At 65.4% G+C, this 11,648-nt stretch carries 9 protein-coding genes; 4 read left to right on the top strand and 5 right to left on the bottom strand.

Annotated features, from left to right (window positions below):
• Nucleotides 1–181: 181 nt before the first annotated feature.
• Nucleotides 182–1,558, top strand: a complete 1,377-nt coding sequence (locus FJW03_RS22695) for an MFS transporter (protein ID WP_140766613.1) — start codon at nucleotides 182–184, stop codon at nucleotides 1,556–1,558.
• A gap of 146 nt (nucleotides 1,559–1,704) precedes the next feature.
• On the opposite strand, the gene purH is transcribed toward FJW03_RS22695, so the two are convergent.
• The 4 genes from purH to htpX all read right to left on the bottom strand — a co-directional run bounded on the left by purH (nucleotide 1,705) and on the right by htpX (nucleotide 7,677).
• A complete protein-coding gene (gene purH / locus FJW03_RS22690) occupies nucleotides 1,705–3,321 on the bottom strand; it encodes a bifunctional phosphoribosylaminoimidazolecarboxamide formyltransferase/IMP cyclohydrolase (protein WP_140766614.1) in 1,617 nt (538 codons plus the stop codon).
• A 92-nt stretch (nucleotides 3,322–3,413) separates the two neighbouring features.
• A complete protein-coding gene (locus FJW03_RS22685) occupies nucleotides 3,414–5,138 on the bottom strand; it encodes a heparinase II/III family protein (RefSeq protein WP_140766615.1) in 1,725 nt (574 codons plus the stop codon).
• Nucleotides 5,139–5,272: 134 nt separating this feature from the next.
• Nucleotides 5,273–6,697: an RsmB/NOP family class I SAM-dependent RNA methyltransferase gene (locus FJW03_RS22680; protein WP_140766616.1), complete on the bottom strand. Its 1,425-nt coding sequence runs from the start codon at nucleotides 6,695–6,697 to the stop codon at nucleotides 5,273–5,275.
• Nucleotides 6,655–7,677: a zinc metalloprotease HtpX gene (gene htpX, locus FJW03_RS22675; RefSeq protein WP_140766617.1), complete on the bottom strand. Its 1,023-nt coding sequence runs from the start codon at nucleotides 7,675–7,677 to the stop codon at nucleotides 6,655–6,657. The genes FJW03_RS22680 and htpX overlap by 43 nt, the downstream gene beginning before the upstream one ends.
• Before the next feature lie 105 nt (nucleotides 7,678–7,782).
• Here htpX and FJW03_RS22670 point away from each other — a divergent pair, with 105 nt between their 5' ends.
• On the top strand, nucleotides 7,783–8,007 hold the full coding sequence (locus FJW03_RS22670) for a DUF1674 domain-containing protein (RefSeq protein WP_140766618.1): 225 nt from the start codon (nucleotides 7,783–7,785) through the stop codon (nucleotides 8,005–8,007).
• 8 nt (nucleotides 8,008–8,015) lie between these two features.
• Here FJW03_RS22670 and FJW03_RS22665 read toward each other — a convergent pair whose 3' ends face one another.
• Nucleotides 8,016–8,681, bottom strand: coding sequence for an HAD-IA family hydrolase (locus tag FJW03_RS22665; protein ID WP_140766619.1), 666 nt, complete (start codon nucleotides 8,679–8,681; stop codon nucleotides 8,016–8,018).
• Nucleotides 8,682–8,847: 166 nt separating this feature from the next.
• Between FJW03_RS22665 and FJW03_RS22660 the strand changes: the two genes are divergently transcribed.
• Together FJW03_RS22660 and FJW03_RS22655 are read left to right on the top strand one after the other, a co-directional pair.
• Nucleotides 8,848–9,717, top strand: a complete 870-nt coding sequence (locus FJW03_RS22660; protein ID WP_140766620.1) for a transglutaminase-like domain-containing protein — start codon at nucleotides 8,848–8,850, stop codon at nucleotides 9,715–9,717.
• Nucleotides 9,718–10,299: 582 nt separating this feature from the next.
• A complete protein-coding gene (locus tag FJW03_RS22655) occupies nucleotides 10,300–11,568 on the top strand; it encodes an SAM-dependent methyltransferase (RefSeq protein WP_140766621.1) in 1,269 nt (422 codons plus the stop codon).
• The last annotated feature ends 80 nt before the right edge of the window (nucleotides 11,569–11,648 follow it).

The following is an 11,648-nucleotide window of genomic DNA, read 5'->3' as shown; positions in this document are numbered from 1 at the left end:
ATTCTGCCACGTCGACGATTGGCGAAATCCTCGGCGACAGCGTCTTTCTCCCCGTCACTTTACGGGGAGAAATGCCTGGCAGGGCGATGAGGGGCAGCGCGACGCTTGTCATTTGCATGAGCATCGGAAACATGCAGACATGGCGCCCGACACGGGCCGAGCGGGTGCCAGGGGAGTCAGGATGGCGGTAGAGACAATGCAGCGGGCGTCCGGGCGCGGCATCTGGGGATGGATGTTCTTCGACTGGGCGGCGCAGCCGTTCTTCACGGTCGTCACCACCTTCATCTTCGGTCCCTATTTCGTCTCGCGCATGGCTGCCGACCCCAACACCGGCCAGGCGGTCTGGGGCTACGGCATCGCCGCGGCCGGGCTGGTGATCGCGGTTCTATCGCCCATTCTTGGTTCTATCGCCGACCAGACCGGGCCGCGTAAACCGTGGATCGCGTTCTTCGCCGCCGTCAAGATCACCAGCCTTAGCTTGCTCTGGTTCGCCGCGCCCGGCTCGAACCTGTTCCTGATCGTGGCACTGTTCTCGCTGGCGTCGGTCGCGGCGGAATTCTCCACCGTGTTCAATGATTCGATGATGCCGCGGCTGGTGCCGAAGAGCGAGATCGGCCGCATCTCCAACACGGCCTGGGGCCTCGGCTATCTGGGCGGCATGATCGCGCTGATCTTCGTGGTGACATGCCTGGCTGGTTCGCCCGAGACCGGCAAGACCATCATCGGCCTCACCCCGCTGTTCGGGCTCGATCCGCATCTGGGCGAAGATGCCCGCGCCACCGGGCCGCTGTCGGCCGGCTGGTATTTCCTGTTCATCCTGCCGATGTTCTTCTTCACGCCGGACGCCATCAAGGGCATCCCCATCGGGCCGGCGGTGCGCGAGGGGCTGTCGGAGCTGAAATCGACGCTGGCCGAGGTGCGCCGGCGCGGCGGCATCTTCCGCTTCCTCGTCGCGCGCATGATCTATCAGGACGGCGTCAACGCGCTGCTGGCGCTCGGCGGCACGTTCGCTGCGGGCATGTTCCACTGGTCGATCACCGAGATCGGCATGTTCGGCATCATCCTCAATGTCGTCGCCATCTTCGGCTGCTGGATCGCGGCCCGGCTGGACACCGCCCTCGGCTCCAAGGCAGTGGTGATGATCGCGCTGGTCATGCTGTCGGTTGCCACCGTCGGCGTCGTCTCGACGGGGCCGGGCTTCACCCTGCTCGGCCTGATACCGCTCTCGACAACCGATTCGGGCGGCCTGTTCGGCACGGCGGCTGAAAAAGCTTATATCCTGTACGGCCTGTTGATCGGCCTGGCTTTCGGACCGGTGCAGGCGTCGTCGCGTTCCTACATGGCGCGCAGCGTCACGGCGGCGGAATCCGGCCGCTATTTCGGCATTTATGCGCTGGCCGGCCGGGCGACCAGTTTCCTGGCGCCATTCCTGGTGGCGACCATCACCGCGCTCAGCGGTTCGGCGCGGCTCGGCATGGCGGTGATCATCCTGTTCCTCGGCATCGGCATGGCGATCCTGGCGAGGACGCCGTATCCGGCGGATCGGCCGGCGGGGTGAGTTTACCCTCCCCTTGTGGGCCCTTGTGGGGAGGGTCGATCCGCGAAGCGGAGCGGGGTGGGGTCGGCGCTGCCCCACCCCGTCTCACGAGTTTTGCTTCGCAAAATCGTTCGCCGACCCTCCCCACAAGGGGGAGGGTAAGGCGCTCAATGCCTGAAATGCCGCACGCCCGTAAACACCATGGCGATGCCGTGTTCGTCGGCGGCGGCGATGACGTCGTCGTCGCGCATCGAGCCACCGGGCTGGATGACGGCGGTGGCGCCGGCTTCGATGGCCGACAGCAAGCCATCGGCGAAGGGGAAGAACGCGTCCGAAGCGACGACCGAGCCCTTGGTCAGCGGCTCCGAAAGACCTGCCGCCTCCGCTGCGTCGAGCGCCTTGCGGGCGGCGATGCGTGAAGAATCGACCCGGCTCATCTGGCCGGCGCCGATGCCGACCGTGGCGCCGTCCCTGGCATAGACGATGGCGTTCGACTTGACGTGCTTGGCGACGCGGAAGGCGAATTTGAGGTCGGCCATTTCGGCCGGGGTCGGCGCGCGCTTGGTCACCACCTTCAGATCGAGGTCGTCGACGACGGCATTGTCGCGGCCCTGGACGAGCAGGCCGCCGGCTACGGACTTGACCATCGTGCCCGCCGCGCGCGGATCCGGCAGGCCGCCGGTGACCAGCAGGCGCAGGTTCTTCTTCGCCGCGACGATCGCCGCCGCCTCGTCGGTCGCATCGGGCGCGATGATCACCTCGGTGAAGGTTTTCACGATCTCCTCGGCGGCTTCGGCATCAAGGGCGCGATTCATGGCGACGATGCCGCCAAAGGCGGAGACTGGATCGCAGGCCAGCGCCTTGGCATAGGCTGCCCTCAGCGACGCGCTCTCGGCGACACCGCAAGGGTTGGCATGCTTGATGATCGCCACTGCGGCGGACCGTGCCGGGTCGAATTCGCCGGCTAGTTCGAAGGCCGCGTCGGTGTCGTTGATATTGTTGTAGGAGAGCTGCTTACCCTGCAGCTGGCGCGCCGTGGCGACGCCCGGCCGCTTGTCGCCATTGACATAGAAGCCGGCGACCTGGTGCGGGTTCTCGCCGTAGCGCATCACCTCGGCCAGCCTGCCGCCGAAGGCGCGCCATGTCGGATGCTCGATCTCCAGCGCCTCGGCGAACCAGCCGGAGATCGCCGCGTCATAGGTGGCGGTGCGGGCAAAGGCCTTGGCCGCCAGCTTCTTGCGGAAATCCAGCGACAGCGAGCCGATGTTCATTTCCAGCGCGTTCAGCACCGAGGCGTAATCGCTGGGATCGGTGACGATGGCGACATAGGCGTGGTTCTTGGCCGAGGCGCGGATCATCGCCGGGCCGCCAATGTCGATGTTCTCGACGATCGCGGCATAGTCGGCACCCGAGCGGCGGACCTCCTCGAACGGATAGAGATTGGAGACGACGAGGTCGATCGGCTCGATGCCGTATTTGCGCATCGCCGCCGCGTGTCCCGGGTCGTCGCGCACGCCAAGCAGCGCGCCGTGAACGGAAGGATGCAGTGTCTTGACGCGGCCGTCCATGATCTCGGGAAAGCCGGTGAGTTCGGAGACGTCGCGCACCGTCATGCCGGCCTCGGCGATCGCCTTGGCGGTGCCGCCGGTCGAGACCAGCTCGACACCGGCCGCCGCCAATGCCCTGGCGAAGTCGATCAGGCCGGTCTTGTCGAAAACGGAGAGCAAAGCGCGGCGGACGGGAACGAGGTCCGGCGCGGGGATGTTCTTGGCGGCGATGGCCATGGGCGCGGCCTTTCACGGCTGGAGGGGCAAGCCCGCGCCGTAGCATATGACATCAGGAAATCAAGCGCCAAGCTCAGTGGCGGCCAGCCCGGTCAGTTGTTTTCGGCGTAGCTGGCGATACGGGTGCGCGTCAGCTGCCAGTGGATCTCGGACACATCCGAGGCCTGGAAGGCGAGCACGATCTGCCGGCTTCGGCGCGGCCCGCCAAGGCCGGCGAAATAGATCGATTCCTCGACTTCGGGCACCACTTCGCTTGACGTGAACACCCAGGTGTCGGCCTGGTCGGCGGCCAGCACCAGGCGGTCGTGCTCGTCCTGCAGCAGGTTGATGTCGGGATGGACATGGAAGCGCACGGTGATGAAGTCACGGCCATTGTTGCGGATCGCGGCACTGCTGGGCCGCTGGAACCGATCCCTGCCGGACAGCACATCGCCGTTCGACGACAGCTTCAGCTCGCGCTCATGCAGGAAGCCGAAACGCTGGACATAGCCGTCATGGCGGGCGACGAAGCCATGAACGCCCTTCTGGTCGGTGCGCTTGCATTGCACAAGCTGCGGGCCGCCAATCAGCGGCGAACCGAGCAGGTCGTTCACCCGCAGCGAATGGCTGAAGCGAGCCGACGAGGTGTCGTTGATGGTGGCGGTGGAGTGCGCGGCGGTGGCGCGCGCCAAAGGCCGGAACTCGGCGGCGCCATAGGTATCGATGCCGGCATTGACGATGAAGTGCTGGCGGCCGGACGACAATTCGAAGGCAAGACAGCCGGCGTGTGCCGCGTTGGACACGTCGACCGGCGGCGGCAGGCCAGTGTCGGCAATGACGGTGGTGCCGCCCATCGACAGGCGCTCATAGCCCGAATGCGGTGCATGCAGCAGCGGCGCGCCGGCGGTGTCGTCGTGACGAAGGATGGTGGCGATGCGGTCGTGGATGGTGGCGCCCATGCCGTTGAAGCGGGCGAGGCTGCCATCCTGATGGCGGAAGAAGCGAAGCGCCGGCAGCATGCGGTCGATGGCACCGATCAGCGCCTGCGGCGGCGCTTCCGCCTGGTTGGCGTAGGTCTGGCGCAGCGGCAAGAGATCGGCGAGGATTTCCAGCACCGTCATCGGATTGCGTGAGATATGGCCGCCATCGGCGAGAATCTGGCGGTTGAGTTCCTCGGCCAGGTTGCGGGTGGCGCCGCGCAGCGCCGAGGCCGGCGCCGGCAGCGAGAGTGCCGCGAAGGCCAATGCGATGCGGGCACGCAGCCGATCCTTGCCGTCGGGCATTTCGCGCGCCATCGACCTGAGATAGCGGATCTGCATGGCCAGCGATTTCAGGAAGGCGCGATAGAAGGGAAACTCGGCACCCTGCAGCACGACGGAAGAATGTTGCAGCCAGGCGATGATGCGCTTGGCCGCCGTCCCGGGCTCCCAGGCAACGCCGGCAATATGGCTGCCATGCATGGCGATCCAGTCGGAAACCAGGGCGCGGGCATTGGCGGCGGCAAGCTCGGTGCCGGCGGCCCGCATGTGGCGCAGCCAGCGAAAGCCATGCAAAGTCTTCTGCCAGCCGTGGTTGGGCACGTTGATCTGGAATGGCGACTTGCCGCCGGTCTCGACCAGATGCCCGGACAAGGGATAGCGGCCGTAATAGATCTCAAGCGCGATCTGTGGGTCGGCGAGGCGCAGGTCCGGTGGCGCGATCAGAACACGTTCAGGCGTGCGGCCGGAATAGCGCCAGCGATAGACCGGCCCGGCGCGCAGGCGTCTACGCGTCTTGCGCCAGAACTCCTTCGCGACCAGCGTCCACAGACGCGTCGTGTTGCCGGCAGCAAGTGCCAAACGCCCTCCTGATCGTCCTCAACCCCAAGCACGAGTTTACATGATTGAACGAGACGTGCGAAGGCGAATTCCCGGGAACGGCTGCGGTTCACCCGGTTTTACCCAGGCTCTCCCTAAAAAGTCAGCAAAATGCATTAGCCGGCTCTACGCATGCGCGCGGCGAAGAAACCATCCAGGCCCGAGCGCTCCGGCGCGCCGAGGTCGAGATCGGCGGGCGTAGTGCGCAACGTACCTTGCGCCGTCAGGAACGAATCGATGCCGGCGATCTCGCCCTGCCGCAGCGGATCGTCGACGACCGTCGGCGTCTCCTTGAGGAAAGCGCGATAGAGCTCCTCGCCTTCGAGCCGGTCGAGCGAACAGTTGGAAAAGACGATCCTGCCGCCCGGTTTCACCAAGGTGACGGCGCGGGCGAGCAGCCTGCGCTGCAGGTCGGCGAGCTTCTCGACATCGGCCGTGGTCTTGGTCCAGGGCACGTCGGGATGCCGGCGTACCGTACCGGTCGAGGAGCATGGCGCGTCGAGCAGCACGGCGTCGAACAACTCCTCCGGCTGGTAGTTCAGGAGGTCCGCCTGGACGATGTCGGCGGCGAGCCCGAGACGATCGAGATTCTGCGCCAGCCGCGCCAGCCGGTTCTTCGAGGTGTCGACCCCGGTGACCCTGGCGCCGGCCAGGATCAACTGCGCGGTCTTGCCGCCGGGCGCGGCGCAGAGGTCGGCGACGCTGAGGCCTGTGACATCACCGAACAGCCGCGCGGGCAGGCTGGCGGCGGCATCCTGAACCCACCATGCGCCTGCTTCGAAGCCGGGCAGTTCGGTGACGGATGCGCTGAGTTTTTCCACCCGCACCGTGCCGGTCGGCAGGACGATGCCGCCGAGCTTTTCGGCCCAGAGTTCGGGATCGGCCTTGATCGTGAAATCGACGGGCGCCTCGTAGCGATGGGCCGCGAGGATCTGCCTGGCCCTGTCCACGCCATAGGCGGCCTTCAGACGGTCGGAAAACCATTTCGGTGCTTCGTCGATGGCGGCGAGAGCGGCCGGCAATTCGGTTTCCTTGGCGCGTGCCAGGGTACGCAGAACGCCATTCACCAGGCCGGAAAAGCGCTGTGTGCGCGGATCGGACTTGGCGTGCGTCACCGCGAGATCGACGGCGGCGCTGTCGGGAATATCGAGGAACAGGATCTGCGCCGCCGCCACATGCAGTATGTGCGATAGCACCGTTGCGTTTGGCGGCAGCGGCTTCTCCAGGCGGCGCGCCAGCAGTCCTGATATGGTCATGCGATAGCGCAGCGCCGTGACAAGGATAGCGCGCACCAGGCCCCGGTCACGCAAATCGAGCGCCTTGTATTGCGGGTGGCCGTTCTCGTGATCGGTCAGCCCGTCAAGCGGCGTCCTGGCGTCGATGACGGCGGCAAGCAGCCGCGCCGCCGCCTTACGCGCGGCGAGGCCGGCAACGAATTCGCCGCCGGCATTGTGTTCCTGATCGCCTGAAACGGTGCGTCGAGGTCTGCCGGCCACGCTCACGACCACCGGCCCTTGGGCCCGGTCGGATTGCGACCCCATGGATTGGGCCTCGGCCTGGCGGGTTCCTCCGGCTGTTCGGGCTGCGCGGCCTGGCCCCATGGGCCTGCCGGCTGCTGTTCATCCGCCCGCCGACCCGTCGGGGCCTGACGCGGCGCGGCCATTGCGTCGCTGCCTCCCATCTGCTGCGCCATCGCCTGCAAGGCGGCGATGCGGTTCTCGGTGCTCGGGTGGGTGGAGAACAGACTGTCCATGCGCTCGCCATGCAGGGGGTTGATGATGAAGAGATGCGCCATCGCCGGGTTGCGCTCGGCATCGGAGTTGGGAATGCGTTCGGCCCCGCGGGCGATCTTGTCAAGCGCGGAGGCCAGCCACAGCGGGTGTCCACAGATTTCGGCGCCGCGCCGGTCGGCCTCGTATTCGCGGGCGCGGCTGACCGCCATCTGCACGATCATGGCGGCGAAGGGCGCCACGATCATCGTCGCCAGGACGCCGACAAAGCCGAACGGGTTGTTGTTGTCGCGATTGCCGCCGAGGAAAAAGGCGAAATTGCCGAGCATCGCGATGGCGCCGGCAAACGTCGCCACGATGGTCATGGTCAGCGTATCGCGATGCTGGACATGGGCGAGCTCGTGCGCCATGACGGCGGCGACCTCTTCATGCGTCAGCCGCTGCAGCAGGCCGGTCGAGGCGGCGACCGCCGCATTCTGCGGGTTGCGGCCGGTGGCAAACGCATTCGGCTGCGGGCTGTCGATCAGATAGGTCCTGGGCATCGGTAAGCCGGCTTGCTTGGCCAAGGCCTGGACAATGGCGTAATATTCCGGCGCGTTCTTCTCGTCGACCTCGACGGCATGGTTCATCGACAGCACCATCTTGTCGGCATTCCAATAGCTGAACAGATTAGTGCCGGCGGCGATCAGCAAGGCGATCATCATGCCGCCCGAACCGCCGATCAGGAAGCCGACGCCCATGAACAGGGCCGTCATGGCGGCCAGAAGCATCGCGGTGCGCAAAGTGTTCATCGTCTGCTCCTGTCACGCTGGTGATGAAAGGGGGTCGATAGTCCTAGGCTCATCGCTATATGATGGGAAACGCCTGCCCCTGTTTCAATCCGCTTGGAAATATCCATGAACGACGAGACCAGTAAAACGCCCGCCGCCGGCTCGCATGACGGCGCGCTGCCAAAGAAGTTGACGCCCGCCGCCCGCCGCGCGCTGGCCGAAGCCGAGGCGCGGCGTCAGGATTATCGCAAGAAGGAAGCCGCCATGCCGAAGGAGATCGGCGGCCGCGGCGGCAAGGAACCTGGCCGCTACGGCGACTGGGAGGTCAAGGGCCTGACCAGCGACTTCTAGAAACCGGCCTAGGCGGCGCTGCGCTGCGCCTCAAGTGCGATCCAGCCGCGTTCGTCAATGGTGATGCCGATCGTGTCGTAGCCTGCGATCGACGCGTGCCGCGTCGCCAAGGGATGCCGGTGCGTGGCGTTGATCACCATGACCGCGGCATCCGCAGCCTCGGCCGCCGCGATGCCGGCCGGAGCATCCTCGAACACAAGGCAGTCGCGCGCATCGACGCCGAGCCGTTCGGCGCCCAGCAGGAAGCAGTCCGGCGCCGGCTTGCCGCGCGACACATCTTGCGCGGCGACGAGGATGGCGGGAACCGGAATGCCGGCGGCCTTCATGCGCAGTAGCGCCAGTTCGCGTGGCGCGGAGGTCACGATCGCCCAGCTTTCGCGCGGTAGCGAATTGAGGAACGCCACGGCGCCGGCGATCGGGACAATGCCGTCCAGATCGGCGGCCTCGGCCTTCAGCAGCAGATCCGCCTCATGCGCCGGATCAATGCCTGGGAGGGCAAGGCCGGTGATGGTCTCGATCGCCCGCACGCCATGGATCGTCGGCAGGAAGGCGGTGACGTCGAGGCCCTGTCGGCGCGCCCAATCGCTCCACACCCGCTCCGCCGACGCAATGGAATTGATGAGTGTGCCGTCCATGTCGAAGAGGAAGGCGGCGAATTTTCTGCCAGCGAACATGATTTTCCTTGAAATCCGGGGGGCGTCGAGGGAGGGCGCAACCGTAACGTCCAGGCGCGGACATGGAAAGGCGCACAGGCCTATTTCGCGGCAATGCGGGGAACCACCGCCACCGTCCGACGTTGCAATCCCACATCCCCACCATGCGACCCAAGGGACGACGCCCATGCTGATCCGCCTCGGCTACGAGATCGCCATTGAATGCGCCGAGGCCATTCCCGTGATTTCATTGCTCGAGATCCACAAGGACAGGCAGGCCGACATCAAGCGGCAAACGCGCGTGCTGACCTCGCCCTCGGTGCCGACCAGGCTCTACCAGGATCTGCACGGCAATGGCTGCCGCCGCTTCACCGCGCCTGCCGGCATCTTTCGCATCCTCTACGACGCGGTGGTCGAGGACAGCGGCGAGCCGGACGAGGTCAACACGCTGGCCAGGGAAATGCCGGTGGCCGAATTGCCCGACGAGGTGCTCGGTTATCTCCTCGGCAGCCGCTACTGCGAGACCGATCATTTGAGCGATCTCGCCTGGCAACGGTTTGGCCATCTTCCACCCGGCTGGGCGCGGGTGCAGGCGATCGTCGACTATGTCCACAACCGTCTGTCGTTCGGCTATGGCTACGCGCGGTCGACCCGCACGGCGGCGCAGGCGCATGAGGAACGGGTCGGGGTGTGCCGCGACTTCGCCCATCTGGCGATCACGCTCTGCCGCTGCATGAACATTCCGGCGCGCTATGTGAACGGCTATCTCGGCGATATCGGCGTGCCAGCCGATCCGGCGCCGATGGACTTCTCGGCCTGGATGGAAGTGTTCCTCGACGGCAAGTGGTACACGTTCGATCCGCGCCACAATCGGCCCAGGATCGGCCGCGTCGTCATCGCGCGCGGGCGCGACGCCACGGACGTGCCTCTGCTGCACAGCTTCGGCCCGCACCGGCTGACCCTGTTCAAGGTCTGGACCTATGAACAGGAAGGCAGGCTGTTCAATCCGCCCAATCACCGCATCGACAGGACGGTCAGCGCGCAGATGCTGGCCTAAGGGGCGTCGATATTCAGGTGATGCAGGCCTGCAAACGGCAGCTTCCTGCGCCTCCGGTGCTCACGTACTTAAGCACGCTCCGCTCCGGCGCGCTGACCAGATAGGACCAGGCGCGTCATCGAGACAGATGCCTGCGACAGGGCTCTTGCCATTAGAGTGTGCCGAACCGGGCAGCTTGCAACAGGCCCCAAAAGGAAAAGGCCGCCGCTTCGTGCGAAGCCGGCGGCCTTCCGTGTTTCCGTCCGTGGCGCGGCCTGTGGCGGCAACCCCTTCGGGTCACCCGCCGCGCATCTCGCGCCTTAACGGGAAGACTGCTTCCCGAAAGTGCAATCCGCTGAGGCCACGTTCTGGAAAACGAAATCACTCGACATCGGATCACCTCCTTTCGATTTGTTGAACACGCCCTAATGATGGGGTGCGTCGCAGCAAATGGCAAGGTGCCGCAACGGAATGGCCGAGCCCCGCCCGGGAAATCGTCTGGCGCGATGTTTTTGCGCAACCGATAGGGATTGCGGTCCGCGGACCGATTGGACGACAGTGCAATTCGGGATCAGGGCGATATTCGATGCATGGGAGGTGGAGATGGACGCTGCCGACAGAGCCGCACGGATCGTGCGACGTGTCGTCGAGACGCTGAAGCCTGGTTTCGCGGTCAGGCTGTGGACCGGTGAGCGGATCGGCCCGGCGACGGGGCCCGTGCTTGCCATCAACGACCAGGATATTGTCTGGCAGATGGTCCGGCGCCCCAGCTTTTCGACGCTGGTGGAGATGTGGATATCCAAGGCGGTCGACGTCGAGGATGGCTCGCTGTTCGACTTCTACGCCCTGCCTTCGCAAGGCAAGTTGAAGACAAGGCTCAGATCACTGCCGAAGCTGGCGATTCTGCGGGACCTGCCGGCCGTGCTGTTTTCGCGAAAGCAGATGACGGCGCGGACCGATTTGTCCGGTCGCAACCCTTATGTCAGTGGGTCGAACAAGGAGGCGATACAGCATCATTACGACATATCGAATGCTTTCTACCGGCTCTTCCTCGACGAGCGCATGGTCTACAGCTGCGGCTACTTCACGGATTTTGCCAACAGCATAGACCAGGCGCAGATCGACAAGCTCGATCACATCTGCCGCAAGCTCCGGCTGAAGCCGGGCGAAAGCCTGCTCGACATCGGCTGCGGCTGGGGGGCGATGCTGATCCACGCGGCGAAGCATTACGGCGTCGTCGGCCATGGCGTGTCGCTGTCCGAAGAGCAGACGAAGCTGGCGCGCGAGCGCATCCGCGCCGAGGGGCTTGAGGACCGCATCACCATCGAGATCAAATCCTATGCCGAGCTTTCCGGCACCTTCGACAAGATATCGTCGATCGGCATGTTCGAGCATCTGGGCCTCGCTAATCACGCGGCCTATTTCTCGACCGTCCACCGCTTGTTGAAGCCGGGCGGCATCTACCTGCACCACGCCATCACGCGGCGCAGCAAGGGCAACCTGAAGAAGACTTTGCGCAAAGGGCCGGAATACAAGGCGCTGATCAAGTACATCTTCCCGGGCGGCGAGCTCGACACGATTGGCATGACGCTCGGCAATCTCGAAGCGCATAGCTTCCTCGTCTACGACGTCGAAAATCTGCGTGAGCACTATGCCCGCACCTGCAGGCTGTGGGCAGAGCGCCTGCATGCGCGGTTCGACGAGGCCATTGCCGAGGTGGGCGAGGCCAGGGCAAGGCTTTGGCTGCTCTATCTCACCGGATGCTCCATCACCTTCGAGCGTGCCTCGGCGCAGATTTTCCAGACCGTCGCCACCAAGCGTGTACGCGGACCGAGCGGCCTGCCGCCGACGCGGGCGGATCTGTACCGATAACCTCCGACACGCTCGATCCCGATGCGGCTCAGGCGACGTCGAGATCTCGACAGAGTGCGGGCGCCGCCTGGGCGCTCGCC

It is taken from the genome of Mesorhizobium sp. B4-1-4, assembly GCF_006439395.2.
Taxonomy (GTDB): domain Bacteria; phylum Pseudomonadota; class Alphaproteobacteria; order Rhizobiales; family Rhizobiaceae; genus Mesorhizobium.
The sequence above is the reverse complement of the archived record's forward strand: the minus strand, read 5'-3'. Positions and strand labels throughout refer to the sequence as shown.

Excerpts from the sequence above, each read along its gene's own strand:
- FJW03_RS22695 (WP_140766613.1), top strand. The coding sequence starts at position 182 with ATGGCGGTAGAGACAATGCAGCGGGCGTCCGGGCGCGGCATCTGGGGA.
- purH (WP_140766614.1), bottom strand. The coding sequence starts at position 3,321 with ATGGCCATCGCCGCCAAGAACATCCCCGCGCCGGACCTCGTTCCCGTC.
- FJW03_RS22680 (WP_140766616.1), bottom strand. The coding sequence starts at position 6,697 with ATGGGGTCGCAATCCGACCGGGCCCAAGGGCCGGTGGTCGTGAGCGTG.
- htpX (WP_140766617.1), bottom strand. The coding sequence starts at position 7,677 with ATGAACACTTTGCGCACCGCGATGCTTCTGGCCGCCATGACGGCCCTG.
- FJW03_RS22670 (WP_140766618.1), top strand. The coding sequence starts at position 7,783 with ATGAACGACGAGACCAGTAAAACGCCCGCCGCCGGCTCGCATGACGGC.
- FJW03_RS22665 (WP_140766619.1), bottom strand. The coding sequence starts at position 8,681 with ATGTTCGCTGGCAGAAAATTCGCCGCCTTCCTCTTCGACATGGACGGC.
- FJW03_RS22660 (WP_140766620.1), top strand. The coding sequence starts at position 8,848 with ATGCTGATCCGCCTCGGCTACGAGATCGCCATTGAATGCGCCGAGGCC.
- FJW03_RS22655 (WP_140766621.1), top strand. The coding sequence starts at position 10,300 with ATGGACGCTGCCGACAGAGCCGCACGGATCGTGCGACGTGTCGTCGAG.